Source organism: Mycobacterium sp. Root265 (assembly GCF_001428895.1).
In the GTDB taxonomy this organism is placed as follows: domain Bacteria; phylum Actinomycetota; class Actinomycetes; order Mycobacteriales; family Mycobacteriaceae; genus Mycobacterium.
The window spans coordinates 287,367-313,366 of the sequence record NZ_LMJA01000029.1 but is presented as its reverse complement, the minus strand read 5'-3'; the positions used below and the strand labels follow the sequence as shown (position 1 = coordinate 313,366).

27 protein-coding genes are annotated in these 26,000 nt (G+C 66.9%); 9 read left to right on the top strand and 18 right to left on the bottom strand.

Annotated features, from left to right (window positions below):
- Nucleotide 1 precedes the first annotated feature (1 nt).
- Genes ASE48_RS22160 through ASE48_RS22145 form a run of 4 tightly spaced genes read right to left on the bottom strand, consistent with a single transcriptional unit; the run spans nt 2 to nt 3,744 of the window.
- Nucleotides 2-799, bottom strand: a complete 798-nt coding sequence (locus tag ASE48_RS22160; protein WP_057169283.1) for a sugar phosphate isomerase/epimerase family protein — start codon at nt 797-799, stop codon at nt 2-4.
- Nucleotides 800-801: 2 nt separating this feature from the next.
- Nucleotides 802-1,968, bottom strand: a complete 1,167-nt coding sequence (locus ASE48_RS22155) for a sulfotransferase family protein (protein WP_057169282.1) — start codon at nt 1,966-1,968, stop codon at nt 802-804.
- Nucleotides 1,961-3,088, bottom strand: coding sequence for an LLM class flavin-dependent oxidoreductase (locus ASE48_RS22150; RefSeq protein WP_057169281.1), 1,128 nt, complete (start codon nt 3,086-3,088; stop codon nt 1,961-1,963). The genes ASE48_RS22155 and ASE48_RS22150 overlap by 8 nt, the downstream gene beginning before the upstream one ends.
- A complete protein-coding gene (locus tag ASE48_RS22145; protein ID WP_057169280.1) occupies nt 3,085-3,744 on the bottom strand; it encodes a TetR/AcrR family transcriptional regulator C-terminal domain-containing protein in 660 nt (219 codons plus the stop codon). The genes ASE48_RS22150 and ASE48_RS22145 overlap by 4 nt, the downstream gene beginning before the upstream one ends.
- Before the next feature lie 47 nt (nt 3,745-3,791).
- Between ASE48_RS22145 and ASE48_RS22140 the strand changes: the two genes are divergently transcribed.
- The gene (locus tag ASE48_RS22140) at nt 3,792-6,002 is read left to right on the top strand and encodes a molybdopterin-containing oxidoreductase family protein (protein ID WP_235571424.1); all 2,211 of its coding nucleotides are present in this window, start codon (nt 3,792-3,794) and stop codon (nt 6,000-6,002) included.
- A 1-nt stretch (nt 6,003) separates the two neighbouring features.
- Here the strand turns inward: ASE48_RS22140 and ASE48_RS22135 are convergent, their stop codons facing one another.
- The 3 genes from ASE48_RS22135 to ASE48_RS22125 all read right to left on the bottom strand — a co-directional run bounded on the left by ASE48_RS22135 (nt 6,004) and on the right by ASE48_RS22125 (nt 8,452).
- Nucleotides 6,004-6,207 carry a zinc-ribbon domain-containing protein gene (locus ASE48_RS22135; protein ID WP_057169278.1) on the bottom strand — a complete coding sequence of 68 codons (204 nt, stop codon included), beginning with the start codon at nt 6,205-6,207 and terminating at the stop codon, nt 6,004-6,006.
- A 158-nt stretch (nt 6,208-6,365) separates the two neighbouring features.
- Nucleotides 6,366-7,019, bottom strand: coding sequence for a lysophospholipid acyltransferase family protein (locus ASE48_RS22130; protein WP_082614349.1), 654 nt, complete (start codon nt 7,017-7,019; stop codon nt 6,366-6,368).
- Complete coding sequence (locus ASE48_RS22125) at nt 7,010-8,452, bottom strand: MFS transporter (RefSeq protein ID WP_057169276.1); 1,443 nt, start codon at nt 8,450-8,452, stop codon at nt 7,010-7,012. The genes ASE48_RS22130 and ASE48_RS22125 overlap by 10 nt, the downstream gene beginning before the upstream one ends.
- A gap of 117 nt (nt 8,453-8,569) precedes the next feature.
- Between ASE48_RS22125 and ASE48_RS22120 the strand changes: the two genes are divergently transcribed.
- Complete coding sequence (locus ASE48_RS22120; RefSeq protein WP_057169275.1) at nt 8,570-9,166, top strand: TetR family transcriptional regulator; 597 nt, start codon at nt 8,570-8,572, stop codon at nt 9,164-9,166.
- A gap of 6 nt (nt 9,167-9,172) precedes the next feature.
- Here the strand turns inward: ASE48_RS22120 and ASE48_RS22115 are convergent, their stop codons facing one another.
- The 3 genes from ASE48_RS22115 to ASE48_RS22105 form a co-directional block, all read right to left on the bottom strand.
- Nucleotides 9,173-9,817, bottom strand: coding sequence for a response regulator transcription factor (locus ASE48_RS22115; RefSeq protein ID WP_057169274.1), 645 nt, complete (start codon nt 9,815-9,817; stop codon nt 9,173-9,175).
- Nucleotides 9,814-11,082, bottom strand: a complete 1,269-nt coding sequence (locus ASE48_RS22110) for a sensor histidine kinase (RefSeq protein ID WP_235571422.1) — start codon at nt 11,080-11,082, stop codon at nt 9,814-9,816. Before ASE48_RS22110 ends, ASE48_RS22115 begins: the two co-directional genes overlap by 4 nt.
- Nucleotides 11,083-11,164: 82 nt before the next feature.
- Nucleotides 11,165-11,740, bottom strand: a complete 576-nt coding sequence (locus tag ASE48_RS22105; RefSeq protein WP_057169398.1) for a TetR/AcrR family transcriptional regulator — start codon at nt 11,738-11,740, stop codon at nt 11,165-11,167.
- A gap of 75 nt (nt 11,741-11,815) precedes the next feature.
- On the opposite strand from ASE48_RS22105, the gene ASE48_RS22100 reads away from it, so the two are divergent.
- From ASE48_RS22100 to ASE48_RS22090, 3 genes are read left to right on the top strand one after another with little or no spacing between them, the layout of a single operon-like run.
- A complete protein-coding gene (locus ASE48_RS22100; RefSeq protein WP_057169272.1) occupies nt 11,816-12,640 on the top strand; it encodes an alpha/beta fold hydrolase in 825 nt (274 codons plus the stop codon).
- A gap of 56 nt (nt 12,641-12,696) precedes the next feature.
- Nucleotides 12,697-13,128 (top strand): hypothetical protein, encoded by a 432-nt coding sequence (locus ASE48_RS22095; protein ID WP_057169271.1) that lies wholly within the window; start codon nt 12,697-12,699, stop codon nt 13,126-13,128.
- A 51-nt stretch (nt 13,129-13,179) separates the two neighbouring features.
- Nucleotides 13,180-14,205: a fused (3R)-hydroxyacyl-ACP dehydratase subunits HadA/HadB gene (locus ASE48_RS22090; RefSeq protein ID WP_057169270.1), complete on the top strand. Its 1,026-nt coding sequence runs from the start codon at nt 13,180-13,182 to the stop codon at nt 14,203-14,205.
- A gap of 9 nt (nt 14,206-14,214) precedes the next feature.
- On the opposite strand, the gene ASE48_RS22085 is transcribed toward ASE48_RS22090, so the two are convergent.
- Nucleotides 14,215-16,956, bottom strand: a complete 2,742-nt coding sequence (locus ASE48_RS22085) for a hypothetical protein (protein WP_057169269.1) — start codon at nt 16,954-16,956, stop codon at nt 14,215-14,217.
- 440 nt (nt 16,957-17,396) lie between these two features.
- Between ASE48_RS22085 and ASE48_RS22080 the strand changes: the two genes are divergently transcribed.
- Both ASE48_RS22080 and ASE48_RS22075 read left to right on the top strand, forming a co-directional pair.
- Nucleotides 17,397-17,768: a heme-binding protein gene (locus ASE48_RS22080; RefSeq protein ID WP_057169268.1), complete on the top strand. Its 372-nt coding sequence runs from the start codon at nt 17,397-17,399 to the stop codon at nt 17,766-17,768.
- Between the two features lie 37 nt (nt 17,769-17,805).
- Nucleotides 17,806-18,075 carry a hypothetical protein gene (locus ASE48_RS22075; RefSeq protein ID WP_082614347.1) on the top strand — a complete coding sequence of 90 codons (270 nt, stop codon included), beginning with the start codon at nt 17,806-17,808 and terminating at the stop codon, nt 18,073-18,075.
- Nucleotides 18,076-18,152: 77 nt separating this feature from the next.
- Here ASE48_RS22075 and ASE48_RS22070 read toward each other — a convergent pair whose 3' ends face one another.
- From ASE48_RS22070 to ASE48_RS22060, 3 genes are all read right to left on the bottom strand, one after another.
- Nucleotides 18,153-18,374, bottom strand: coding sequence for a hypothetical protein (locus tag ASE48_RS22070; protein ID WP_057169267.1), 222 nt, complete (start codon nt 18,372-18,374; stop codon nt 18,153-18,155).
- Between the two features lie 89 nt (nt 18,375-18,463).
- Entirely contained in the window at nt 18,464-18,892 is a 429-nt protein-coding gene (locus ASE48_RS22065; protein ID WP_057169266.1) for a thiol-disulfide oxidoreductase DCC family protein, read from the bottom strand.
- Nucleotides 18,893-18,902: 10 nt separating this feature from the next.
- Nucleotides 18,903-19,493, bottom strand: coding sequence for a TetR/AcrR family transcriptional regulator (locus ASE48_RS22060; RefSeq protein ID WP_057169265.1), 591 nt, complete (start codon nt 19,491-19,493; stop codon nt 18,903-18,905).
- Between the two features lie 27 nt (nt 19,494-19,520).
- Here ASE48_RS22060 and ASE48_RS22055 point away from each other — a divergent pair, with 27 nt between their 5' ends.
- On the top strand, nt 19,521-21,962 hold the full coding sequence (locus tag ASE48_RS22055) for a PEP/pyruvate-binding domain-containing protein (protein WP_082614346.1): 2,442 nt from the start codon (nt 19,521-19,523) through the stop codon (nt 21,960-21,962).
- Here ASE48_RS22055 and ASE48_RS22050 read toward each other — a convergent pair.
- From ASE48_RS22050 to ASE48_RS22045, 3 genes are all read right to left on the bottom strand, one after another.
- Complete coding sequence (locus ASE48_RS22050; RefSeq protein ID WP_057169264.1) at nt 21,881-22,984, bottom strand: glutamate--cysteine ligase 2; 1,104 nt, start codon at nt 22,982-22,984, stop codon at nt 21,881-21,883. The genes ASE48_RS22055 and ASE48_RS22050 overlap by 82 nt on opposite strands.
- A 108-nt stretch (nt 22,985-23,092) precedes the next feature.
- Nucleotides 23,093-23,242 (bottom strand): hypothetical protein, encoded by a 150-nt coding sequence (locus ASE48_RS32835; protein WP_156409323.1) that lies wholly within the window; start codon nt 23,240-23,242, stop codon nt 23,093-23,095.
- 37 nt (nt 23,243-23,279) lie between these two features.
- Nucleotides 23,280-23,912, bottom strand: a complete 633-nt coding sequence (locus ASE48_RS22045) for a pyridoxamine 5'-phosphate oxidase family protein (protein WP_057169263.1) — start codon at nt 23,910-23,912, stop codon at nt 23,280-23,282.
- A gap of 142 nt (nt 23,913-24,054) precedes the next feature.
- Between ASE48_RS22045 and ASE48_RS22040 the strand changes: the two genes are divergently transcribed.
- The gene (locus tag ASE48_RS22040; RefSeq protein ID WP_057169262.1) at nt 24,055-24,933 is read left to right on the top strand and encodes an alpha/beta fold hydrolase; all 879 of its coding nucleotides are present in this window, start codon (nt 24,055-24,057) and stop codon (nt 24,931-24,933) included.
- Nucleotides 24,934-24,960: 27 nt separating this feature from the next.
- Here ASE48_RS22040 and ASE48_RS22035 read toward each other — a convergent pair whose 3' ends face one another.
- The gene (locus tag ASE48_RS22035; RefSeq protein ID WP_057169261.1) at nt 24,961-25,890 is read right to left on the bottom strand and encodes a helix-turn-helix domain-containing protein; all 930 of its coding nucleotides are present in this window, start codon (nt 25,888-25,890) and stop codon (nt 24,961-24,963) included.
- Nucleotides 25,891-26,000: the final 110 nt, after the last annotated feature.

The following is a 26,000-nucleotide window of genomic DNA, read 5'->3' as shown; positions in this document are numbered from 1 at the left end:
GTCACACTCCCAGTTCGGTGAGGATGGCCGACACCCGGCGGGCGGCCCGCGCGGTGGCCCCCCGCGGGCCTTCCTCGTCGATCCGGGGTCCGACGAGTTCGATGTCGAAGACCCCCGCGTAGCCGGCGTCCAGAGCGTCACCGATGATGCGCTTCAACGGTATCGCGCCGTCACCCGGTACGGCCCGGCACGGCGCGCAGCGGTCACCGAGCACGTAGTCGCTGACCTGGATCAAGCCGGTGAGAGGCATCGCCCGCCGGATCAGTTCGCTCAGCCCGGCCTCGGCCCAGCAGGCATGCACATCGACACACACCCCGACGCCGGCGGCCGAGGCGAGGGTGATCGTGTCTGCCAGGGTATGCGCGATGTGAATATCGGCGTTGAACGCCGATGCGTTCTCCACCAGCAGTCGCACACCCGCGGTGTCTGCTCGCGCCGTGCAGGGTGCGATGAGTTCGCAGAAGCGCTCGGCGGCCTGCTCCCAGCTCAGCGTTCCGCGCGCACCGGTCAGCAGATAGATGTCGGGGTTGCCGAGGTTCACGGCTACGTCGATGACATCGTTGAGGGCCTGGACGGCCCGCCCGTCGTCGGATTCCAGATCCGGTTGCACCGCAAAGGGATGATTGATGCTGGCGATGCGCACCCCGGACTGCGCAGCCTCGTCGATGCCACCCTGCCGCATCAGGACGGGGGTGACCAGCGTGGCCTGCTGCACACCGATATCGCGGCAGTGCCCGAGAAAGGCCGTGGTGCTCTCGTTCAGGAATGCCACCTGATGCAGGCCGACCCGGGGATGCACGCTCAGCCCCGATTCTCCACCGCGACGCCGAAGCGCTCACGGAACGGCCCGAACTCCTCGTGCAGGGCGTCGAGGTTCTCCCCGATGTCGGTCAACAGGGTGGTCGAGTAGCGGAACTTCCCGTGTCGGTCACCTTTGTTGTGCGCCAGATACTTTCGCATTGCGTCCTCCGCAGAGGATGTCAGCGTCCGGCCGCTGAAGCGGTAATAACCCCGGATCGTACCGATCGGGTCGGCGACGAAGTCCAGGTAGCGGACGTGCAGGATGCGCGGATCGTCGGTCAGCGGATTGGACATCGTGTTGGCGATGCTCGCTCGCGTCAGGTCCAGGTGCAGGGCGGCGGTGGCCTTGAGGTCGACCGGACCGGTGATGCCCTCCATGATGTCGGCCATCATCATGGTGCGTGACGCCGCCACCTGTACCGGGTCACGATGCAGCCACACGAGGGTGGCGTCGGGATAGGCGTCGAAGAACTCGCGCAGCCGGAAGCCGTGAAATCCCTTGAGCACCCAGTATTTCTTCGGTCTGGCGAACTGGCACTGCTGCAACATCATCCGGTGGATCCGGTACTGCGCGGCCGCATCGGTGGGCAGGCCCTGCACCACGGTCGGCACCGGCACCCGCCACCACGCCGTCGGCGTCATCACCCGGAAATCGAAGGCCCAGGTGCGTTCGTCCTCGGGCAGACCGTCACCGAGCATGTCGTTGTAGGGGTGCGAATGCAGCCACTTCGGTAGCTGGGTGTTGATCTCGCGCCAGTCGGCATCGGCGCGCTCGCGGCGCGGATCATCCACTGCGGCAAGCCCTGGCGGGCCCGACGGGTACATGACCTCCCAGAACCGCAAAGCACGCGCGTGCGGGTCGACGGCCATCAGCGCGTGCATCAGGGTGGTGCCGGTGCGCGGTTCACCGGTCACGAACAGCGGCGCGACGATCGCCTCGTCGGCTATCGGGTGGCGCTGCCGGTCTTCGAAGAATTCGAGCCGCGAGGTGAGCAGGCCGCTGCACACCGCCGCCGCTGCGCGCTGCCCCTCGGCGTCCATACCGGCCGCGGCAAGATGGGCCACCGCGGTCGCGAACCGCCCGGGCAGCGTGTCATCGCCCCAATCGGTGAGCCCGGTGCGGGCTTGCGCGTCGGCCAGCAGGCCCTCGGCGTTCAGGTCAGCCATGCTGTGCACCCACCAGTCGCAGTATCTCCTCTTCGGTCTCGCGCACCTTGTCGGCGGACCGGGCACTGAACCGCAACCCGGCCATGCTGCCGTATTCCATCAGTTTGAACACCCGCATGCCGGCATCGCAGAACCCTTTCACTCTGTGCGCCACCTGTTGCGGTGTTCCGCACGGGAAGATGTCGGTGATGGCCCGGGTGTCGACCTGCTCGCAGAACCTGATGATCTTGTCCCGGGAGAGTTGGACGGGATCGAAGTCCTGCACACCGCGCCACCGCGGCCCCATCGGATGCTCATAACCGAAGCGGCGGAGATCTTCGGCGGTGATCAGCAGGACGATCGCCTTCACCAGTGGCGCTTTCAGCATCTCGGCGATCTCGTCGTCGTCGCCGATCAGGCAGATCTGGGTGACCGCGGGCGTGATGGCCGCCGGGTCGCGGCCGGCGCGCTCGGCGGCCTCGCGCACGACGCTGAGTTTCTGGTGGTAGTCCTCGGGCGTGTAGGCGCCGTTGGGCCACCATCCGTCGGCGTGGCGTCCGGTGATCCGCAGCATCCGGGGCCCGGCGGCACCGATCCAAATCGGCGGATGCTTCCCGTCGTAGGGCTCGGTGTCCAGCCGGGCGTGCTCCAGGTGGTGGAACTGCCCGTCGAAATCGATGGGTCCATCACTCTCCCAGAGCATTTTGATGACCTTGATGGCTTCTTCGAACCGGGCCACCGGTTTCTCGAAGTCGAAGCCGTACGGCACCGTGTTCTCCAGTTCGCCGGAGCCCAGTCCCAGCACGAACCGTCCCCGGGAGAGGTGATCGAGGGTGAGCGCCGACTGGGCCAGCATCGCCGGGTGCCTGCGCACGGTGTCGACCACCGTGGTGACGATGGGGGTGTTGCGGGTCAGTACCGCCGCGGCGGCCGCCACCGCCATGCCGTCGAGGTGGCGGTGCGGTGACGGTGAGGCGGTCGCGAGGTCGGTGAACTCCGGTGTCCAGATCGACTCGGGCCAGAAGCTCACCATGTGATCGGGGAGCCAGATCGAGTGGTAGCGGCCCGAGTCATACACCTCGAGCATGTCCAGCCCGAGCGGCAGCGTGGTGCGCAGAAAGGCGGCGGGCTGGACGTTCATGCGAGCATCTGTTCCAGTCCGGCGATGACGACGGCCAGGCTGAACTCGAACTGGTCGGTGCCGTCCTGATCGGCGCCGGTGGACTCGATGACCCGGCGAAGTATCGAGAAGTCCTTTGCGGCAGCGTGTTCCAGCGCATCGGCGATCTCGGGCACATTCGGGTGCACGCGGTTCTGGGCCGCCAGCACCGCGGCCCGCCCGGCGGCGTACGCCGTCTCGCTGATCTGGGTGAGGGCCCGGCCGGCCTGCACGGCGTCGAAGCCGGCGTCGACGAGCGCCTGCAGCAGGGTCTCGACGGGCGCCAGGGCCGTCAGGCCGGTTGCGGCGGGCAGGTGAAATGAGGCCGCCAGCACGCCGACCTTGAGATAGGCGTCGCGGATCGCCCCCGCGAAGGAACGGGCCACCACCCGCCAGTCGCCGTCGGCGGGTAACTCGACCCGCCGAAGTTCCGATTCGAACACGTCCAGTGCGACGAGTTCACGCAGACCTTCACGGTCGCCCACGTGGTAGTTCAACGCCTTCGGGTCCACTCCGAGGACGCCGGCCACCGCCTGCATGGTCAGCTCCTCGGGCGGCAGATCGCGTGCCGCGGAGACGATCCGCTCCCGGCTGATCTGCCTGGGCCGGCCGCGCCGCCGACTCACTGATCCCGTCATGTGTCCCAGTCTAGTATTTTTTCCCGTTCGGGAGTATGAATATTTCCGTGTCCACGCAGACAACGACGCAGCCCGGCATCTGCCGGATCTGCTCAGCGCATTGCGGGGTGCTGGCCACGGTCACCGACGGCAGGCTGACGAAGGTGACCGGCGACCCGGACAACCCCATGTTCAAGGGCTATACGTGTGCCAAGGGACGCGCACTGCCCGAGATCCACAACAACCCGAGCCGGCTCCTGCACAGCCAAAAGCGGCAGCCCGATGGCAGCCATCGGCCGATCGATGCCGAACTCGCGATGGACGAGATCGCCGCGCGGTTGCAGCAGCTGATCGACGCGCACGGGCCGCGTTCGGTGGCGCTGTACCTGGGCACCAACGGTCTGCCCTACCCGGCGTCGGCATTGATGGCCAACGCCTTCATCCGCGGTATCGAGTCCCCGATGTTCTTCACCGCCAACACCATCGACCAGCCCGGCAAGCAGATCGCACTCGCCGCGCACGGCCACTGGCTCGGCGGCGACGTCGATTTCCACGAGGCCGACAGCTGGTTGCTCATCGGCACCAACCCGCTGGTCTCCAAAGCCATCGGCATCCCCGGCCAGAACCCCGGGCAGGGGCTGCGCAGCGCGCTGGCCCGTGGCATGCAGCTGATTGTCATCGACCCGCGCCGTTCCCAGACCGCGGCGCGCGCGGCCATCCACCTGCAGCCGCGTCCCGGCGAGGACGTGACCATCGTCGCGGGCATCATCAACTACGTCATCTCCGAGGGGCTCTGCGACACCGCGTTCCTGACCGAGAACGCCACCGGGTTCGAGGACCTGGCTGCGGCGGTATCGGGTTTCACACCGGAGTACGTGGCCCAGCGTGCCGACATCCCGGTGGAGCGATTCATCGCCGCCGCAACCACGTTCGCGAGCCACGGCGCACGGCGTGGCATGGTCAACGCCGGTACCGGTGCGAACTTCGCCGCACACGGCAGCCTGCTCGAATACCTCTGCCTGTGTCTCACCACGATCTGCGGGCGGTGGCAGCGGGCCGGCGAACGGGTGACCCGGCCCAACACCTTGATGCCCGCGTTCACCGCCAAAGCCCAGCCGCACCCGCCGTACGAGGGCTGGGGATACGGCGAGCGGCTGCGGGTCCGGGGGCTGACCGACACGGTGGCCGGAATGCCGACCGCGGCACTGGCCGACGAGATCCTGCTGGAGGGCGAAGGTCAGGTGAAGGCGCTGATCTGCATCGGGGGCAATCCGATGGCGGCCTGGCCGGATCAGCGAAAGACGCTGCGCGCACTGGAAAACCTGGATTTGCTGGTCACTCTCGACACCGAGATGTCGCTCACGTCGCGGCTGGCCGACTACGTCATCGCGCCCATGATGCAGATGGAAACGCCCGCCATGACGATGGGCAGCGAGCTCATCAAGTACTACACCAGCGGCACCGGGATCCCGGCGGCGTACGGACAGTACGTGCCACGGATCGTCGAGCCACCCCAGGGATCGGATCTGACCGAGGAGTGGCAGTTTTTCCTCGGCCTCACCACGCGCATGCAGCTCGACCTGTGGTTCGTGAACTTCTTCGGCGGTGGTGGCGGACGCTTCATGGAATCACCGCCCGTCGTGATCAACATGAATGCCGAAACCTCGCTGACCACCGAGGAACTGTTCGCTCAGATGTGCTCGACCTCGCGCATCCCCTTCGACGAGGTCGCCGGCCATCCGCACGGCAAGATCTTCGACGTCGACGAGGTGGTCGCCGAACGCGACGCCGACTGCGAAGCGCGCCTGGATGTCGGCAACGCCGTCCTGCTCGGCGAGCTCGCCGACGTCATGACCGAGGATTTCGCCGCCACGCAGGACACCGCCGAGTATCCGTTGCGGCTGATCCCGCGCCGGCACGGGAGTTTCATGAACTCCTCGGGCACCAACCTGGCCGCGCTGAACCGCGGCAAGCCCTACAACCCGGCCTACATGCATTCCGAGGCCATCGCCGCGCTGGGCCTGCGATCCGGTGATCTGGTCACCGTGACCTCCCCGCACGACAGCATCCCCAGCGTGGTCGAGGCCGATGACAGCCTGCGCCGCGACGTGATCGCCATGCATCACGCATTCGGTGGATTACCGAGCGAAGATGGCGAAGTCCGTTCGCGCGGAAGCAATGTCGGCCGTCTGGTGCCGACCGATACCGAGTACGACCCCATCACCGGGCTTCCGCGGCAGGGGAACATCCCGGTGCGGGTGACCGCAAGCGTCGGCTGACTCAGGCCGCGACCGAGGCACCGCAGATGCCGCACGCCTCGAACTGCCGGCGCTTCCACCGCGCGATCGGGACGAAGAACAATGTGAACTGGTTGAACTGCCGAAGGCGCATCCATTGGGTGGTGTTGTGACAGCGCGGGCAGGTCCGCGTCTCGCCGGGACCGAGAGGCTTCTGCTTGGTGCCGAAGCCGAACAGGAAGAACATGGCACCAGCGTAGAGAAGTGCGACGTACCCGGCTTCAGCCTTCCGGCGCTCACCCCTGCGAGACGGAAGCCACGTACGTGGGACGACGCTTTTCCGTGCACAGTTTCAGTTCTCGGCCCTGGTACCTCGTGACACTGAAACCACGTACATCCGCGGCCTCAGGTAGCAGGTGCGGTGAGCATCGTGATGCGTCGCTGGACCTCGTCGAGAAGTTCAGGGATCGACGGGAACTCGTCGGGGTGAATGGGATCGCCGAACAGCACGTGCACGGTGTGCCCCAGGACCGGGAACCGGCGATCCAACGGCAGCACCTTGTTCGCGTTGACGAGACGGACCGGGATGATCGGCACACCGGTCCGCTTGGACAGCACTGCGACACCCGGTCGGTACGGCGCGGTCTCGCCCGGCTTCACGCACTTCTGTTCGGGGAAGATCCCGACCAGGGCCCCGTCTTCCAAGGCGTTCGTGGCACTTTCCATGGCCTGCTTACCGGATTCCGAGTCGCCCCGGACCACCGGTATCTGCCCCAGCACCTCGACCAGCCATCGGGTGAGGGGTGATTTCCACAGTTCCGCCATCGCCATGGCGATCGCCTCCCGGCGCAGCGCCCCGAGGATGAAGAAGACGTCGACCATCGAGGTGTGATTGGCGGCCAGGATCACCGCACCCTTGTCGGGCACGACGTCGGCGTTCACGATCTCGGTTCTGATGATGCGGGTGAAACCCAGCGTCCAGAGCAGCAGCCGAATGGTCCAGGTCAGCAACCACGCGCGCTTACCGAGTCCTCGTGAGCGTGGACGTCTCAGTCGCATTGCTCCATCGTCGCATCCGGCTGCGGGATGAAGATCGCGATGACGGTACACAGCACGGCGGCACCGAGCCCGAACATGAACGCCGACTGGAATCCGTCCGTGCTGGGCACGGGTGTGCCGCCGACGTCCACGGTGTAGCGGGCCAGCACCGCGGCGATGACGGCTGCGGCCGTGGCGGTTCCGAGTGACCGCATCAGGGTGTTGAGTCCGTTGGCGGCACCGGTTTCCGACGCGGGCACGGCACGCATGATCAGCGTCGGCATGGCCGCGTAGCCGAGCCCGATACCGATGCCGATCAAGATATTGATGATCAGGATGTGACCGGCGTGCAGCTCGGAGAACAGCGCCACGAGGTAACCCGTGCCCATGATGGCCGCCCCGGCGACCAGCAGCGGTTTGGGTCCCCAGAGCCGTCCGAGACGTCCGGCAATCGGCGACATGACCAGCATCGCCAGCCCGGCGGGCATCAGGAACAGGCTGGCCTGCAGGAGCGGCATGCCCAATCCGCCTGCTGCTTTGGGAAGTTCGAGGAGCTGCGGGAAGGCGATCTGCGAGGAGAACAGCGCGAACCCCATGGCGATCGAGGCCAGGTTGGTGAGCAGCACCGGACCGCGGGCGCTCACCCTCAGGTCGACCAGCGGCTCATGGATGCGCAGTTCCAGCCATCCCCACACCAACAGCACGACCACGCCGCCGACCAGGAATCCCACTGTTCGCGACGACGTCCAGCCCCAGTCGTTGCCGCGGGAGACGGCCAGCAGCACACCTGACAGACCGATCGCGAGGCCGATGATGCCGATGACGTCCACCCGGCCCCCGACGCGCAACCTGCTCTCCGGCACGAACATGGCCATCAGCACGAAAGCGGTGCCGCCCAGGCACGCGGCGACCCAGAACAGGGCATGCCAGTCGAAGTGTTCGGTGACGAAGGCGCTGATCGGCAGGCCGAGCGCACCGCCGACCCCCAGCGTCGCGCTGACCAGCGCGATGGCCGAGCCGAGCCGATCGGCCGGAAGAGTGTCGCGCAGGATCGCGATACCCAGCGGGATGACACCCATGCCCATTCCCTGCAGGCCGCGTCCGACGATCAGCGGGGCCACCGTGGGCGACAGCGCCGCGACCACCGATCCGAGCATCAGGACACCGAGCAGGGTCAGGGCGACCCGGCGCTTGCCGTACATGTCGCCCAATTTTCCGGAGATCGGCGTGCAGATCGCCGCGACCAGCAAGGTGATCGTGATGACCCACGCCGTGTCGCTGCTCGATGCGTTCAACAGCATCGGCAGCTCGCCCTGGATGGGGATGAGGATGGTCTGGGTGAACGCCGCACACATGCCGGCGAAGGCCAGGACCGACACCACTGCGCCGGTGCGAACGGGGCGCGCGGGGGCGCCCGGTTGCGGGTCGACCGCGGTCGGGGTGTCGACTGTCATCAACCCACCTTTCGTCTGACTACCGGGACCACCGTACCGGTCCGTGAGACTGGGTATCAAGTTGAAGTCGAAGTATCGTTTCTGACATCCAGAGTCAATTTCGGCTACCCTGGGCCGATGACCGCAGGAGTGCGCGAGCGTGCACGACTCGCATTACGCACCGAGATCGCCCAGGCGATCAGCATCGTGTTCGCCGAACGGGGCTTCGACGAGGTGACCGTCGAGGAGGCGGCGAGCGAGGTCGGTATCTCCCGCGCGACGTTCTTCCGCTATTTCGGCTCCAAGGAGGACGCGGTCCTGGCCGCGATCGAAGCGTCGTCCATCGATTACGCCGCACACCTCGAGACGCTGCCCGCCGTCGATGGCGAGAATCCGTGGCAACTGCTGCACCGCGCCTTCACGCACGCCCTGTCCCAGCGGGACGAACACTCCGAGCTGGAACGCTCCCGGGTCCGGATGATCAACGCGACCGTCTCGCTGCGCACCCGGATGGCGCAACGCCGTTTCGCTCATGAAGACGCCCTCACCCCGGTCCTTGCCGCGCGGATCGGCAGCCCCGACGCTGCCCGCACCATCGCTGTCACGGCGTTCGCGGCGTTGGACCTCGCCTGGCGACGCTGGGCCGCCGGCGATGCGGCGACCATCTCGGCATCGCTGGACCATGTCTTCGCACAGCTGTTGTCCGCGAACTCCATTGCCGTTCGGGATCTTTGATTTCCGCTACATCCGCAGATAGGTCAGCACCGCGAGCACCCGCCGATGCTGAGCGCCGTCGGGCGGCAGCCCGAGTTTGGTGAAGATGTTGCTGATGTGCTTTTCCACCGCACCGTCGGACACCACGAGTGCGCGCGCGATGTTCGTGTTGGAACGCCCCTCCGCCATCAATGCCAGTACCTCCTGCTCGCGTAATGTGAGCTGCCGCAAGGGATCATCGCGGCGGCGGCGTACCAGCAGTTGGGCCACCACGTCCGGGTCGAGCACCGTGCCGCCCGACGCGACGCGTTGCACGGCGTCGAGGAAGTCGGCGACCGCGGCGACCCGGTCCTTGAGTAGGTAGCCGATCGCCCCGGCACCGTCGGCCAGCAGATCGTCGGCGTAGGACACCTCGACGTACTGGGACAGCACCAGGATCGGCGACCGCGGCACCAGGTGACGGGCTTCGACCGCGGCACGCAGCCCCTCGTCGGTATGCGAGGGCGGCATCCGGACGTCGACCACCGAGACATCCGGGCGGTGCGCGGCCACGGCCTGTACCAGCGACGGCCCGTCACCGACAGCGGCGAGCACCTCATGGCCGTTCTCGGTGAGCAGCCGAATGAGGCCTTCGCGCAACAGGACCGAATCGTCGGCCACGATGACCTTCATACCGGGAGCTCCACCCTGATCGTCGTCGGTCCACCGTTGGGGCTGGTCACCGTGAGGGTGCCGCCGCCGGCACGGATGCGGTCGGCCAGCCCGGACAACCCATGACCCTTGGCGACATGCGCGCCACCGTTGCCATCGTCCACGATCTCCACGCCGACCAGAAGGGGGCCGGTCGCAACGGTGACCCAGCAGTGCATGGCACCGCTGTGCTTGGCGACATTGGTCAGCGCCTCGGCCACCGCGAAGTAGACGGCGGTCTCCACGGCGGGATCGAGGCGCCCCACCGGAGTGCCGAGCTCGGGGTCGACGGCCAGCTCGACCGGAACCGTGCACCGGATGGCCAGTGCAGCAAGCGCACTCGGCAAACCGCGATCGGTGAGCACGGGCGGCGCGATACCGCGGGAGAGCGCGCGCAGCTCGTCGAGGGTCTCCTGGGTCTGGGCGATCGCCTCGTCGAGGGTGTCGCGCACCGGGCCCGGTTCGCTGCTCTGCCGGGCCCGGCCCAGATCCATCGCCAGTCGGATGAGGCGCTGCTGGGGGCCGTCGTGGATATCGCGTTCCAGCCGGCGCAGGGCATGGGCCTCGGCAGAGGCGGCGGCGGACTTCTGCTCCGTCAGTACGGTGATCGTCTGGCGCAGCTCCGCCACCCCGGTCAGCAGGATGCGCGCGAACCCGGCTTCCAGCAACGCGCAGGCACGCACGATCAGCGGAAGGGTGATCAGGCAGAGCAACCCGACGGCGGTCTGAAATCCGATGCGCGCCACCGTGCTGTCACCGAGGCCGACCAACTGGGCCAGCGACGTGTTGTCCGGCCCCCGCGGGACCGCCCAGTCCCAGGCAATGGTCAGGGTGCCCGCGACCGCGACCGCCCACCAGGTGATGACGATGACGAAGGTCGCCACCGCGATCGGGAATCTGGCGAGCGCGTGGGTGAGATCCAGCCAGGACTGCCCGTCACCGAGCGGGGTGATCAGGCGCCTCCACCAGCGGGCATCCGGTGCGGCCTTGCGGTACGCCGGTCGCGTGCGGGGTTGTCTCAGCACCGCGGGATAGCGGAACCGTTCGATATCGGCGAACGCCCGCGCGATGAAGACCGAACCGACGAGGACCGGCACCCCCAGAAGGACGACGAGCAGGCCGATGCCCGCCGACAGCCCGGTGATGATGACGCTGAAACTCACCACGGCAAGCGGGAATCCGAACAGGACATAGCCGGTATCGACGCCGAGTTGGCGCAACATGCCGGGGCGCTCCGTGGTGGTCACGCGTTCGACGGTAGACATCCGACGCATCCACCCCCATCCCGCGCGCCTGCGTGTTCAGGGTAGGGCTGTCCCCACCCACCCCTCACAGCGCGAGCGTCGCCGTCACAGCGGCCTGTACGCCCTGCCCGGCGGCTGTGATCGGCTCGACCGAACGCAGGGTGCGGCACAGGACGAAGGCGCCCTCCAGGGCGGTCAGGGTGATCAGCGCCAACCGCCGACTCTGCTCCTCGGTGATGTCGAGCTGCCCGAACCACTCGGCGATCCCGGACAGCCATCCTTCGAACACCGTCGCCGACTCCTGGCGGAGCAGCTCGTTCGTGCTGGCCACTTCCAGCGCGATGGTCTCGATGGAGCACGCCTCGCCGTAGTCCTGTGACTCCATCAGCCTGCCGGCGTTCTCGAACATCGCCGGGATGCCGGTCGCGGGATCGGTGTGCGCGAGCTGCGCACCGACGAACTCGCCGTACCGGATGCCCTCGCAGCGGATGACCGCGGCGGTGATCGCTTCCTTGCCCCCGGGGAAGTGGTGGTAGATCGACCCGAAGGGCGCCCGCGCAGCCCCGGAGATCTGCTTGAGGCCGGTGGCCGCCATCCCCTGACGCCGGTAGAGCTCCGCCGTCGCCTCCAGGATGCGCTCGCGGGTGCCGGGGTCCGCCATCGCCATTCCTCCTTGCGCAGTGTGTGGCTGCAGCATAACGTGGCCCCAAATAGAATGATCTATCTAGGAGGTCGGATGCCCATCGTCGACGTACCTTCGGGCCGCATCGCCTACGAGGACAGCGGGGGTGACGGGCCCGTTCTGGTGTTCGGCCACGGCCTGCTGATGGATGGAAGACAGTGGCGCAAGGTCATTCCGCACCTGCCCGAATACCGGTGCATCACACCGACGCTGCCCATGGGGGCGCAGAAGGAGCCGATGCACCCGGACGCCGACCTGACCGAACAGGGTGTGGCGGGCATTCTCGCCGACTTCCTCGACGCCCTCGATCTGGAGGACGTGACGCTGGTCCTCAACGACTGGGGCGGCGGACAGTTCATGATCTCCGACGGTCGGGACAAGCGGCTGGGCCGGCTGGTACTGGCATCGTGCACGGCGTTCGACAACTACCCGCCCAAACCGGCGCGCCCGGCCGCGCTGCTGTGCGGCCTGCCCGGTGGCGGGTGGGTGATCTCCAAATTGCTGGGCACCACCTTCTTTCGGCACAGCAACCGCGCCTATGGCGCGCTGACCAAGCGAGGGCTGCCCGATGAACTGTTCGACGACTGGTTCGCGCCCGTCGTCGAGAACCCGGCGGTGCGTCGCGACCTGGTCAAGTTCGCCACCGGCGCACCCTCACGGCGCAGGCTGCTCGACCTGTCGGAGCAGATGCGGACCTTCACCCGGCCGGTCCTGGTGCTCTGGGCGCGGGAGGACCCGATGATGCCGCTGGCGCACGCGGACCGGTTGGTCGAGCTGTATCCCAACGCCAGCAAGGAGATCGTCGAGGACTCCTGGACGCTGATCCCCGAGGATCAGCCGGTGATCATGGTGGAGGCGCTGCGGCACTTCGTGGGGTAGTTCCGCACCACCCGTTATTGGGATCGGTAGCGGGTGGGTGGTTGTGGACTTGCGTCATGACGAACACATCGCAGTCCCGCATCAAGCGCACCGCCGCTGCCGCACTCCTGGCCGGCGCCGGCGCACTCGCCGGCCTGGTCCTGACCCCGGCCACCGCCCACGCCGACCCCGGACGGGCCACCGGGCCGATCACCTGGTGTCCCGGCCAGTATCAAGGCTTCGCGGGCGGCTCGGGCCGCCCCAATTGGGACTGGAACGTCTGCCACACCTACTGGTGGGTGTACGGCGAGCCGGGCGGCAACGTGGCCGACGCTGTCTGGGAAGGCCGCCCTGCCGCCCGCACAGATTCCGTTGGAGAACCTGACGCGTCCGCCCTTCAACTGCGGACTGTTCTTCTGCCAGGATCCGGGCGGCCGCTACACCGTCGACCCGCGCATTCCGGCACCGTAGGTTCGCCGCCGTTTTTGCTGTACAGCCCAGCGCGTTAATCTGCTGTATCGGCCTCAGCCAACGAGCAGATAGAAGAGTTGAGCACAGTCATGACCGCAGCAGCAGAAACGTCCCTACTCGAAGACCGGGTCGGCCACTGGTATCAGATGGACGACACCTACCTCGTCGGACGCGAGAAGATCCGTGAGTTCGCTCGCGCCGTTCAGGACAACCACCCCGCCCACTGGAAGGTCGCCGAAGCCCAGAAGCTCGGCTACCCGGGCCTGGTGGCGCCGCTGACCTTCACCTCGGGCCCCGCAATGGCGTGCAACCAGCGGATGTTCGAGGAGGTCGTGGTCGGCTACGACATGTACCTGCAGACCGAGGAGGTCTTCGAGCAGCACCGCCCGATCGTCGAGGGTGACGAGCTCACCATCGACGTCGAGTTGACGGCGGTGCGCAGGATCGCCGGCCGCGACCTGATCACGGTCACCAACACCTTCACCGATACCGCCGGGGAGGTGGTGCACACCCTGCACACCACCGTCGTGGGCATCGGCAGCGACGATGTCGACCCGGCCATCCGGCCGGCCGTGGCGAACGTGATGATGCACGGCATCAACATGCTCGGCACCGACAGCAACGGCGAGGGCTACCGCAAGACCGAACGGCCCGAAGGCACCCAGCGGATTGCCGAATCCGGTCATACGCCGACCTCGCCGTCGTTCGACGGACTGAGCGTCGGCGACGAGTTGCCGGTGCATCACACCCGGCTCTCCCGGGGCGACCTGGTGAACTACGCCGGCGTGGCCGGTGACGCCAACCCGCTGCACTGGGACGACAACGTCGCCAAGCTCGCCGGCCAGCCCGATGTGCTGGCCCACGGCATGCTCACCATGGGGCTGGGCGCCAGCTTCGGCACCTCCTGGACCGGTGATCCGGGTTCGGTCACCCGCTACGCGGTGCGGTTGTCGCAGCCTGCGACCGTGCCTGCCGACGGCGGAGCGGATATCGAGTACAGCGGCCGCATCAAGTCGCTGGACGCCGAGACCCGCTCCGGCGTCGTCATCGTCGGCGCAAAATCGCAAGGCCGAAAGATCTTCGGCCTTGCGACTTTGAACATCCGCTTCAGCTGACCCGCACGGTCACCACACCGACAGGGTCAGTGACCCGGGTGCGCTGCTCACACCGTCGGTATCGGTGGCGACGATCAGGATGGTCCGGGTGGTCCAGCCGCCCTGGGTGGCAGTGAACGTGACCGCCTTCAGTGCGTCCTCGTACTGCTGCTTGGTCGCGATGCCCGTCAGCGTGAGCGTCCGGGTCCCGGCGTCGTAGACCGCCGTGACCGGGTTGCCGGACAAGCCGGCAAAGATCAGTGTGTCCCCGGACTTGCCGAAGGTCGTGACACTCACCGTGACCTTCTGCAGATGGCTGGAATCGGCGTCGACGATGCTGACGGATGCGACCGGCTTCATCGGGGAGTCACCGATGGTGTAGGACCGTCCGCCGATCGGCGTCACCAGCGGCACGTAGCGCGTCGGCGACGAAACACCCAGTGTCACAAAGCCGGGCGCGATATTCGCGATGCTGTGTTCGTCGGTCGCCGAGATCGAGAGTCCGCGCACCAGCGCCGCGCCCTGGGTCGCCGTGAACGTCACGGCCTTGAGCGCTTCCTCGTACTGGGCCAGCGTGCCTGCGCCGGTGAGCGTCAGGGTGAAATCTGCCGGGTTCCAGGTCGCGGTCACCGGGTTACCGGACGGCGCAACGTAATTCAGCACGTCACCGCTTTGGGCGAACGTCACGATCTTGACGGTCAACTTGGAGAGCTTGCCCGAATCGCCGTCGACGATATCGACCGCGGACACGACCTTCGCCGGGTTGCCACCGAGGGTGAACCCACCTCCGGCGATCGGGGTGACCAGCGGGGGCAGGGTCGGCGCGGCGCCCACACCGACGGTGACGAACCCGGGAGCGATGTTGTCCACACCGTCCTCGTCGGTGGCCGAAATGGACAACCCGCGCACCAGCAGCGCACCGCCGGTCGCCGAGAACGTGACCGCCTTGAGCGCTTCCTCGTACTGCGCGATCGTTGCGTCGCCGGACAACGTCAAGGTGCGTTCGGCCGCGTTCCAGGTGCCGACGACCGGATTGCCGGACGGCGCAACGTAGTTCAGGATGTCGCCGGACTGGGCCAGCGTCGCGATCTTGACGGTCAGCTTGGAGAGCTTGCCCGAATCACCGTCGACGATGTCGACCGCGGACACGACCTTCGCCGGGTTGCCGCCGAGGGTGAACCCGCCACCGGCGATCGGGGTGACCAGCGGCGGAAGTTTCGTGGCGGGCCAGACACTCACCGTGACGAAGCCGGGCGCGATGTTGTCCACGTCCTCCTCGTCGGTGGCCGAGATGCTGATTCCGCGCACCAGCAGCGCGCCCTGGGTCGCCGAGAAGGTCACCGCCTTGATGGCTTCCTCATACTGCGCAAGCGTTCCCGAGCCCGACAGCGTCAGGGTCAGGGTAGCGGGATCCCAGGATCCGACGATGGGGCTGTCGACCGGAGCGTTGTAGGTCAGCACATCACCGACCTGAGCCAGCGTCGCGACCTTGATGACCACCCGCTTGAGCCCGATCGAGTCGCCGTCGACGATGTCGACCGTGGACACGATGTGGGCCGGTTCCTTGCCGATCGTGTAGCCACCGCCGATGATCGGGGTGACCAGCGGCGGGTTCTGGTAGACCGGGTCGACGGTGACCGGGATGGTGACCGTCAGATTGTCGGCCTGGGCGATTCCCAGGAAGCGGGTGACGTTCTCGACCAGGGTCTGAATCTGGCCGAGGACGCCGGGCAGGTGCTCGCTGTCGTCGTGCACGACGATCTTGAAGCTGTCCACCAGCGGCTGGCCGGTGACGAGTGCCCACGGGGTGTAGACGAACTTCCCGCTGATGAGATCCCGGTATACCCAGCCCTTTTCGGGCTGGATGATCTCGTAGCTGAGGACGTCGCCGTTGGGATCGGTGGCGTTCAGGTCGATGTAGACCTGTCCGAGCGCGTTCTGCTCGTAGACGATCGGACCGGCGACGGGAGTCCTGTTGACGAAGGTGTGGCTGATCTGGCGGGCGACCCAGGCCATCATGGTGTTCACCAGCAGATCGAGCGGATTCGGTGTGGTCGCCGACTGGGTGCCCAGGGTGGCGCTGGCCGCGGTCATCTTCGGTGTCACGGCGCCGACGGTCGGCTTGGTGTCCTCGATTGCCGGGGCCTGCGGCACCTCGATCACCGGGGCCTCCGACGCTGCCTGCGCGGTGTCGGCCGCCACGGGCGTCACGGTCTCGGTCTCGGGGTCCGGCGAGGCCTGTAGCACTGCGGTGACGGCCTTCTGGACTTCCAGCGGCCTGTCGAGCGGGATGTGGGCCCGCGCTTTGCGTGTCGGCGCGCTGGCCGGCTCTTCGATGGGTTCGCTGAGCTCGGGATCCTCGGCCGGCTCTTCGGTGATCGCCGTGGCGCTCGGCTTCGTCGCCGTCTTGGGGGCGCGCTTGCGAGTGATGGTCGGACGCGAGTCCGATGAGTCATCCGCGGACGCGGACGGCTTATCGGAATCGGCTGCGTCCGAGGATGACGACGACTCGCTGCTCGCGCTGCTGCCGGTCTCGGTGTCGGCGTAGGCCGGCTGCGCGGTACTGGCGATCGCGAACCCGACGCCCAGCGAGACCGCCAGTGCACCGACGCGTCCGACGTTCAGTGCGTGGTTCGCCGGGTTCTTGCGTGCGTGGCGCACCGCGGCGGTGGACTCGGACTCGGCGAGAAGGTCTTTGGCCAGCCACCACTGCCGGCCGTCCCGGGGAGCTCCGCTGCGCGCGACGCGATGACGGGCGGGGGCTGCACACATAGAGTTCTCTCCATCGTTCTGTCCGTGCCCCCGGATCTGTTCGGCGTGGACAGGCTCCCCTCCGTCCGCAGTGGTTTCCCGCTGTCGCCACCGAGACTGTAAAGGGAATTACGATCCCGGCGTAGCGATATTGGCCTTCTTTGTTGAAAACGCAATGTCATAGCTATGCACATATGCGGCCTTGTTCGCACTTGAACGCGATTTTAAACCGCTACAGCAAATAGACATTGGCGTCAAAAATGTTTGTTGCCTGCACTGTACGCAGGCCTGCCGACGCCTCATGCGACACACCGCTCTCAGCGGATCCAGCTCAGCAGTCTGTGCACAAGCCGAGAATCTCCTGTTGGAATCTGGTTAGCTTTGCAGGTCAGGACCACCACCCCGGCGTCCTGCCAAGTGTCGGGCGCCTCCCCGACCATCGATCACAAAGGAGCCGATCAATGTCGCTCAACGTCCGTCGCACGGTCGCCGGAATCCTAGGGGCCGGCGCGTTCACCGGTGCGACGCTGTTCGCCGCCATTCCCACCGCTTTCGCCGAACCGCCGGCCAACTGCACCGCGGCCGACTTGGCCGGTGTGTCATCCGGTGTGTCCGCTTCCACCTCGGCCTACCTGTTCACCCACCCCGAGGTGAACACCTTCTTCACCGGCCTGCACGGTCTTCCGCACAACGAGATCGAAGCCAAGGTGAACGAGTACTTCGAGGCCAACCCGCAGATCGGCGCCGAGCTCAAGGGCATCCGGAAGCCGCTGCAGGACATCCGGATCCGGTGCGGTGACACCGACGGTGACGGCGACGTCGACATCCTCTGACAGCCGCGCCCATCAACCTCTTCGCTTCACCCACCCCATGAAAGGGACCCTTGTGATCAAGTCACGTTGGACCGCCGCCACACTGCTCGCTGCCGCGGGCGCCGCCGGCGCTATCGTCGCAGCGCCGCTGGCGTCGGCCGAACCCACCAACTGCACGAACGCCGGAAGCATCGTGTCCGGCAGCAGCACCGTGTGCCAGAGTCCGGGCAATGCCCAGATCACCAGCTCTCCGGGCCAGCTCGGCGAGAGCCAGTTCGGCATGTGGCCCTGGGGCTACGGCGGCTACGGCGGCATCGGCATCCTGTAGCCGACTGTCCGGTTCCGAGCCGCTGACACGACAAAGGGCGCCCACGAAAGTGGGCGCCCTCATGTCGTTTCGGTGGATCAGTTACGCACGGATGTGTCCACGTGCGGCACGTATACCCGGGGGACGAGCTGATCGCGCCAGGGGTAGTTGCTGTCATTGTCGTAGACGCCGTCGCCGTTGCCATAGCCGAGCACCGGGAAATCGAACGCGTGTGCGTCGGCCTGGGCCGGTCCGGCGAAGCCGATCACGGCCGCCGAGAACGCTCCTGCGACCAGTCCTGCCAATCCGAAGTTCTTCATCGTTCTCGCCTCTTACCTTTATCCGCTTCTGTCGGGGGCAATCGCCCGGCGACATACGGTGTAACGGGTGCAGACGGGGTTTGATTCCGTCAGCCGTACGTGGCATCGAGGAAGCGGCCGCGCACCTCAGGCGAGGGGATGGGGCAGGTGTCGTACTTGCCGCCGACGTGATACCGGACAGCCGCGAACGCCGCGTACAGCCGGTCCCGGACGAATGCGGGTATCACCCGTGCCGCCGTCGCCAGCTTCCAGTAGCCGCCGAGGTAGTCGGCCACCTGCAGCAGCGCGGCGGACTCGGTACTGACCGTCTCCGCCGGCCCGCCGGGGTCGCGGACGAAGACCACCGAATCCAGGCCCGCCAGCCGCGGGTGGCGGGCGATGACGTCACGCGCGAAATCGCTGTCCAGCGCCGCGAAGTGGAGCGTGCCGTGGCGATCGAAGCGAAGGATGGTGCGTACGGCGCCGTTGCATACTCCGCACACACCGTCGTACAGCAATACCGGCGGGGTTGCGTCCATGCCACGAGTATTACCCGCCTGTCGGCATCCGCACACCGTCGAGAAGGATCGCCGCGGTGTTGTCCACCCATGCCGCGGTCAGACCGTCCGGACCGCGGACCAGGATGGCGGCCAGTGCCGAGCCGATGACCAGTTCCAGCAGCACGCCGGCGTCGAACCCGGGCTTCAGGTGTCCTCGCGCGGTCGCTTCGGACAGATAGGCGTCCAATCCGCTCCACCCGCGTCCCGCGAACCGATCCAGCAGGCGCTGGTTCAGTGACGGGTCGGAGGCGGCCTCGCCGATGAGGCCGGGCACGGCGACCCGGGCCAGCGGCGAGGTCAGCAGCGCCGCGGTCCGCGCCACGATATTGCGCAGATCCTCGTCCAGGCGCCCTGTGGACGCAACGATGGAGGTGTCCGCGTCGCGGAAGACCGCCTCGTGCACGAGATGGGCCTTACTCGGCCAGCGCCGGTACACCGCAGGCCGCGACGTGCCCGCGCGGTCAGCGATCGCCGCGACCGTCAGGTCCGCATAGCCGACCTCCGGAAGCAGTGCCGCGGCGGCATCGAGGACCGCGACATCGATGCGCGCGTCTCGTGGTCGTCCGTTCTCTGCCGTCATATACGTGACACATGTAACGTTACTGCGGTGCCTGATGCAATACCTGCCGTCGTCGACCTCGGCGATGTGGTGGACGACAGCTTCGGCGGGAAAGCGCTCGGCCTCGCTGAGCTGATCCGGCTCGGCGTGCCCGTGCCCACCGGCTTCGTGATCCCACACCCGTCGACCTCGGGCCTGACTGAGGCGGTCATAGCGCGATTCTCACGCATGCAGGCCGCGGGTTCGACGCCGGTGGCGGTGCGCTCTTCGGCCGCCGGCGAGGACGGTGCCGAGCAGTCCTATGCGGGCCAGTACGACACCGTGCTGGGCGTCGACTCCGTCGAGAGCCTCGCCGTGGCGGTCACCCGGTGCATCGGGTCGGTCTCCTCGGAACGCGCGTCGTCATACTCCGATTCACGAGCCCATATGCATCTGGTGGTCCAGCAGATGGTCGACGCCCGCGCAGCAGGGGTGGTGTTCACCGCCGACCCGACCTCGGGGCGGCGCGATCTGGTGGTGATCGACGCGGTACACGGGCTCGGCGAGGCCCTCGTCGACGGTTCGACGTCCTCGGACCATCACGTACTGACCCACGCCGGGATCTCGGTGGCCGATGAGGTCGGGGCGCGACCTGCGCTGTCCGATGACGAGATCGCCCGGATCCGCCAAGGAGCGCTGCTGGCGGCCGGGCGCTGGGGCCATCCGCTGGATCTCGAGTGGGCCATCGACCAGTCCGGCGAATTGTGGTGGCTGCAGGCCCGGCCCATCACCACGCTGCCCGGCGACTTGAACGAGATGGACACACCCGTCACCGGCCCCACGCATGTCTACACCCGCTGCAACATCGGCGAAATGATGCCCGGGGCCTTCTGCCCGCTCACCGCATCGGTCAGTGGGCACGCCATCGATTACGCCATGCAGATGGTCCAGGTCGCCGGCGGCGTGCAGGAACACTACGAGGACCGCTGGCCGCAGGTCGGCTACTTCTACGGCCACATGTTCCTCAACATGACCGAGGGCACCGCGCTGAGCTCGGGCATCCTCGGCAACTCCCGCGAGCAATTCTCCATGTCGATCTGCGGGCGCGTGATCGACGAACTGGAAGCCGGTGCGCCAAAACCGTTCGCGCGCAGGTTGATCAACACCATCCGGCTGAGTGCTTTCGCGCTGAGCGCGGGGCCGGCCATCAAACGCATGCCCGCCACGATCGCGCGGTTCCCGGAGTTCACCAGCCGCGATCCGCAGGTCGTCCTGGCTCAGCTGGAGACCGGCGTCGAGATCTACCGCGACGTCACCCTCACCCACGTCCGATCCTCCTCACGCTCCGCGGTCGCAGCGAATGTGCTGGAAAGCCACCTCATTCGGCAGGCCGTCAAGCGCGGTGACACCGAGACCGAGGGCAGTGCCGAAGCGATCCGGCTGATGACCGGCGCCGGCGTCGAGAGCGCGCTCATGGTCGAACAACTCAACTCGGTGGTGCGCACACTGCGCCACGACCGGACCGCTGCCGAACAGTTCCTGGCCTCCTCGCCCGCCGAGGCTGTCGCAGGGTTGCGGAAGGCAAGCAACCCCGGCGGCGTCGCGCTGCGGCAGTTCCTGGACGCCCACGGTCACCGCGGCTATCGCGAACTGTGCATGCGCGATCCGTCCTGGGCCGACGATCCCGCGGGACTCGGTGCGATGATGCAGGTGATGCTGCGCGCGCCGGGGCAGGACGTCACCGCCGCGGCCGAACAGACCGCGCCACAGTCGCGTTCACTACGTACGCTCGCTCGCCTGGCCCAGGGCGGCGCGCGCGGCCGCGAAGAGACCAAGTCCCGAATGGCATTGGTGGCCCACCTGCTCAAACGCGGCTACCGGCATCTCGGCGAGGTGCTGCGCGAGGCCGGCCGTCTTCCGGATGCCGATCTGGTGTTCTTCTTCGATCGCCTCGAGCTGCCCGGTCTGGTGAGAGGTGGCGATCCGGCGGAACTGGTGGCCCGCGCGATGGGCCGTCGCGAGGCGCTGGCGTTTCAGGCTGCGCTGGAGTTCGATGACGTCTCGGTCGGACGGCCGACACCGGTGGTCCGGATCGCGGCGGCCTCATCCGATGGGGAGATCGTGGGCCGCCCGGCCGGTCGCGGGTCAGTTGAAGGTGTTGTTCGCGTGGCACATTCAGTCGATGAGGCGCGGCACCTGCAGCCCGGGGAAATCCTGGTGGCCCCGGTGACCGATGTCGGGTGGACGCCGTATTTCGCCGTCATCTCCGCGTTGGTCACCGATATCGGCAGCTCGGTCTCACACGGTGCGGTCGTGGCGAGGGAGTACGGATTACCCTGCGTGGTCAATACATTGGTGGCCAGCCGGGTGCTGCGCACCGGAGACCGGGTACGCGTCGACGGCGATCGCGGGCTGGTCGTGCTGCTGGATCAGCAGCCCTCGCCGGTGGCCGCCGCGGACGACTCGATCACATCGGACACCTCACCACGGCGTTCCCAGGCGGCCCGCTGACGCACGGCCCCGTTGCCCTGCTCGTGGATACGGGCCAGCTCGCCGGTGACGAAGTCGAAGTCGCCGACCGCGCGCAGCGCCGGGCTGACCCGGTCGACGAGGGCGCGCACGACGTCGATGGCCGGTGCGGTCCCCGGGCCGCTGCCGAAGGGGTCGACCGCGCGGCCGTCGAGTCCGTAGCGTGCGGAATTCCAGTAAGCCGCCGCCAATTCGTGCGCGCGGATGTCCGGGACAGGCACTTCGTTGCGCTCGTCGTCGAGGGCCGTCATGACCGCGGCGCGAGTGAGCGCGGCGTGCAGCACCGTCTCGGCGACGGTGGCCGGTACGTCCGCGACCCGCACCTCCACGGTCGGGAACTTCTCGGACGGGCGGACGTCCCAATAGACCATGCCGTCATCGAGCATCGCGCCGATGTCCTGCATCCGCTGCACGGCGTCGTCGTAGTCGGCTGCCGAATCGAAATACGGCGGCGGGCCCGCGCTGGGCCACCGCGCCCACAGCACCTGGCGCCAGCTGGCGTAACCGCTGTCCGCATTGCGGTAGATGGCGGAATTGGCGGTCAAGGCCAGCAGCAGCGGCAGCCACGGCCGCAGCCGGTTGCTCACCCGGATCGCGGCTTCGCGGTCCGGTACCGCCACGTGCACATGACATCCGCAGATCCCCTGCTCGTGCGCGATCATGCCGAACCGGTCCGCGATTCGCCCGTAACGGTCGGAATCGGTGATCGGGAAATGCTGCGGAAGCGTGGGCGGCAGGCCGACGGCCAGCAACCGTGCCCCGGCGCTGTCGGCGGCCTCGCCGGCGACCCGCCGCAACCGTTGTAGCTGGGTCCGCACATCGGCGACGGTGTCGGAGACCTCGGTGGCGGTCTCGACCTGACAGCTGGTCAATTCCAGTTGCAAATCCACGCCGGCGGCCTTCGCACGTTCGGCAACCCGGGTGTTGAGCGGGACCGGTTCACCCGACTCCGGGTCGACGAGTAGGAATTCTTCTTCCACGCCGATGGTGGGATAGCTGGACATGATCTCCCCGAACGGTTGACCGGTGGCGGCTCAGGGGACCCTGCGCGCTAGCCAGGATGCCCATTTCGCCGCACACTCAAACACCGAGTTAGCTTGGGGCGGGCGGACCTAACTGTTGAAATCGGGCAACGGCACGTCGACGGCGGGTTGGTCGATCGAGCGCTCGGAGCCCGTCTCGCCGTCACGCTCCCGCTGCTGCACTTCCGCCGCAGCACGAAGGTTGTCACCGGTGTTCTCCACATGCTCTGGTGTGCTCACGTGGCTCTGCATACCCAGATGAGCGCGTCTTACCACCTCATCCGTGGCCGAGCTTTTCCCTGAGCTCGGCATTCTCGCGTCGCAACGCCTCGAGTTCTTCGTGCAGAGGGGCGAGGTGGGGTTCGAGGTCCGCGGCACTGAACCGCACCGTGATGTGCTGGGGGCAGTTCCAGTCGTAGGCCTCGACGGTGACGAGTACGGCACGTTCGACCACGGCGTCGTACCCCGGATCGGCGAAGGTCTCGATCAGGGCGGGATCGTCCTCGACGGTGACCACCCGTGCGCGGCCGAAAATCTTGAGCCGGCGCCGGTGCACGTAGTCCACGGCGATCAGCGCCACCCGGTCGTTGCCGGTGACATTGCCGGTGCTGATGTACTGCAGATTGCCGCGGAAGTCCGCCCACCCGATGGTGCTGTCGTCGACGGCGCGCAGGAAACCGGCGGGGCCACCGCGGAACTGGACGTAGGGCCACCCCGTCTCGCCGACCGAGGCCAGATAGAAGCTGTCCCGCTCGGCGAGATAGTCCTTCTCGTCCTCGGTCAGGACGTCCGCACCGGGCGCGGCGGTTCCCTGAACACGTTTACGGTCGTAGAAGCCGTCGCTGCCGTACCGGTGCTGGACCTCACGGACCGCGTCGGTGAACGCGATCGCTCCGTAGTGCTTGCTCACCGCCCCATGTAAGCACGCCTGCCCGGACGCCGGCCCCCGCGTGTGGTGTTGGGGCGGAATGGACACCCACCGGGCACGAATACGCTATTTCGGTTGTGCATCAACCTCATAGAGTCGGAACTCCCCACGATACGAGGAATCGATGAACGCTTTCGCCACGCGCTATCACACTGCCACCGTCGACGGCCTGGACGTCTTCTACCGCGAGGCCGGTGATCCCGCCAACCCGACGATTCTCCTGTTGCACGGATTCCCCTCCAGCTCACACATGTTCCGGAACCTGATCAGTTCGCTGAGCGACCGGTTCCACCTGGTGGCTCCCGACCACATCGGGTTTGGGCGCTCCGCAACACCATCGGTGGACGAGTTCACCTATAGCTTCGACCGTCTGACCGAGATCACCGAAGGGTTGATCTCTCAGTTGGGACTGCAGCGATTCGCCCTCTATATCCACGACTACGGCGCTCCCATCGGGCTGCGCATCGCCAGCCGAACTCCTGAGCGGGTGTCCGCGATCATCTCCCAGAGCGGCAACGCCTATCTGGAAGGCTTCACCCCGTTCTGGGACATCCTGTTCGCGCACGCCAAGGACCGTGCCGCCAATGAGGCGGGCGTCCGCGAATACTTCACCGCCGCAACCACGCACTGGCAGTACACGCACGGGGTACCCGCCGACCGACTCGACCGCATCGCCCCGGAGGCCTGGGTCCTCGACCAGGCCGGTCTGGACCGCGACGGTAACAACGAGATCCAGCTGCAGCTGTTCTGGGACTACCAGTTCAACCTCGACGGGTACCCGGGCTTCCAGGAGTACTTCCGCACACATCAGCCGCCCCTGCTCGTGACGTGGGGCAAGAATGACGAGATCTTCGGCGCCGCCGGCGCGGAGGCATTCCGCCGGGACCTCCCCAACGGGGAATATCACCTTCTCGACACGGGGCATTTCGCACTGGAGACGCACGGCGATGAAATCAGCGGATACATCCGCGATTTCCTGCTCCGACTCGATGGCCACGGCTGATTCGGCGATGGGCGGGATCGGTCACCGCTACGCCACGGGGGTCGACGTTCCTGTCCGTGGTGTTCTCACGCGCCGGCTCAGCCCGCGCGCCTCAACGAATTCGCCTGGGCTAGAACCGAAGCGGGCACGGAACTCCTTGATGAAGTGCGACAGACTCGGGTATCCGACGCTTCGGGCCACATCGGTCACGCCGAGTCGTCCCTGCCCGAGGAGGTCTCGGGCACGCATCAACCGCTGTTCCTTGACGAACTGGTAGGGCGAGCGGCCGGTCATCTCACGGAACAGGCGGGAGAACGCGGACGGGCTCAGACTCACCTGTTTGGCGAGTTCACTGACCGTCAACGGCTCCGCGAGGTGGGCGGCGATGTAGTCGGTCGCCGCGGCGACGCAGTTCATGGCGCTCTGGCGGGCGGCGATGCGCATCAGGCTCGCCGTCTGATCGCGCTGCAGCACGCGATATACCAACTCCTGCAGGTAGAGCGGGGCCAGCACCCGACGGTCGGAGTCCACTGACAACGAGCGCAGAAAGCGTACGACGCTGCTCATCAACACGCCGTCGATCCCGGACACCACGCAGTCCTCACCGTGATCGTCGGCCTCGAACGTGCTGTCGCACAGCGCCATGCCGGCGGCCACCTGCCTGACGAGCTGTGGATCCACATCCAATCGAACGCACAGGCACGGTCGCTCGGGAGAAGCGTCGAAGGCCTGGCACCCACCGTGGGGCCACTTGCCGATCACCACGCAGTCGAAGGTGTCGTTGCAGGTCTGCGCCACGATGCCGATCGAGATGGTCCTGGTGTCATCCCACTGTGGTTCCGTCGGCTGGGTGAAGCGGTAGAACGTCACTCCCGGCCACGCACCGGCGTTGACACCTTCGGTTTTCGCCTGGGCGGCCAGTTCGGTGATTAGGTCGGCCGACGTGACCTGGTATTCGATGGCACTAGCGGCGGACATGGCCGGCACGCTCCATCAAGTCTCCTCGGATCTGACCGGCACTCGCTGTAGCGTGACTGTAGTCAATGACGGCGTGTTCAACAAGTGATTAGTGAGTGAAATCGCTTGAG

What these genes read in the sequence shown, in the direction of transcription:
- ASE48_RS22155 (WP_057169282.1), bottom strand. Translation starts at nt 1,968, where the DNA reads ATGGCTGACCTGAACGCCGAGGGCCTGCTGGCCGACGCGCAAGCCCGC.
- ASE48_RS22150 (WP_057169281.1), bottom strand. Translation starts at nt 3,088, where the DNA reads ATGAACGTCCAGCCCGCCGCCTTTCTGCGCACCACGCTGCCGCTCGGG.
- ASE48_RS22145 (WP_057169280.1), bottom strand. Translation starts at nt 3,744, where the DNA reads ATGACGGGATCAGTGAGTCGGCGGCGCGGCCGGCCCAGGCAGATCAGC.
- ASE48_RS22135 (WP_057169278.1), bottom strand. Translation starts at nt 6,207, where the DNA reads ATGTTCTTCCTGTTCGGCTTCGGCACCAAGCAGAAGCCTCTCGGTCCC.
- ASE48_RS22130 (WP_082614349.1), bottom strand. Translation starts at nt 7,019, where the DNA reads ATGCGACTGAGACGTCCACGCTCACGAGGACTCGGTAAGCGCGCGTGG.
- ASE48_RS22125 (WP_057169276.1), bottom strand. Translation starts at nt 8,452, where the DNA reads ATGACAGTCGACACCCCGACCGCGGTCGACCCGCAACCGGGCGCCCCC.
- ASE48_RS22120 (WP_057169275.1), top strand. Translation starts at nt 8,570, where the DNA reads ATGACCGCAGGAGTGCGCGAGCGTGCACGACTCGCATTACGCACCGAG.
- ASE48_RS22115 (WP_057169274.1), bottom strand. Translation starts at nt 9,817, where the DNA reads ATGAAGGTCATCGTGGCCGACGATTCGGTCCTGTTGCGCGAAGGCCTC.
- ASE48_RS22105 (WP_057169398.1), bottom strand. Translation starts at nt 11,740, where the DNA reads ATGGCGGACCCCGGCACCCGCGAGCGCATCCTGGAGGCGACGGCGGAG.
- ASE48_RS22100 (WP_057169272.1), top strand. Translation starts at nt 11,816, where the DNA reads ATGCCCATCGTCGACGTACCTTCGGGCCGCATCGCCTACGAGGACAGC.
- ASE48_RS22095 (WP_057169271.1), top strand. Translation starts at nt 12,697, where the DNA reads ATGACGAACACATCGCAGTCCCGCATCAAGCGCACCGCCGCTGCCGCA.
- ASE48_RS22090 (WP_057169270.1), top strand. Translation starts at nt 13,180, where the DNA reads ATGACCGCAGCAGCAGAAACGTCCCTACTCGAAGACCGGGTCGGCCAC.
- ASE48_RS22085 (WP_057169269.1), bottom strand. Translation starts at nt 16,956, where the DNA reads ATGTGTGCAGCCCCCGCCCGTCATCGCGTCGCGCGCAGCGGAGCTCCC.
- ASE48_RS22080 (WP_057169268.1), top strand. Translation starts at nt 17,397, where the DNA reads ATGTCGCTCAACGTCCGTCGCACGGTCGCCGGAATCCTAGGGGCCGGC.
- ASE48_RS22075 (WP_082614347.1), top strand. Translation starts at nt 17,806, where the DNA reads ATGAAAGGGACCCTTGTGATCAAGTCACGTTGGACCGCCGCCACACTG.
- ASE48_RS22070 (WP_057169267.1), bottom strand. Translation starts at nt 18,374, where the DNA reads ATGAAGAACTTCGGATTGGCAGGACTGGTCGCAGGAGCGTTCTCGGCG.
- ASE48_RS22065 (WP_057169266.1), bottom strand. Translation starts at nt 18,892, where the DNA reads ATGGACGCAACCCCGCCGGTATTGCTGTACGACGGTGTGTGCGGAGTA.
- ASE48_RS22060 (WP_057169265.1), bottom strand. Translation starts at nt 19,493, where the DNA reads ATGACGGCAGAGAACGGACGACCACGAGACGCGCGCATCGATGTCGCG.
- ASE48_RS22050 (WP_057169264.1), bottom strand. Translation starts at nt 22,984, where the DNA reads ATGTCCAGCTATCCCACCATCGGCGTGGAAGAAGAATTCCTACTCGTC.
- ASE48_RS22040 (WP_057169262.1), top strand. Translation starts at nt 24,055, where the DNA reads ATGAACGCTTTCGCCACGCGCTATCACACTGCCACCGTCGACGGCCTG.
- ASE48_RS22035 (WP_057169261.1), bottom strand. Translation starts at nt 25,890, where the DNA reads ATGTCCGCCGCTAGTGCCATCGAATACCAGGTCACGTCGGCCGACCTA.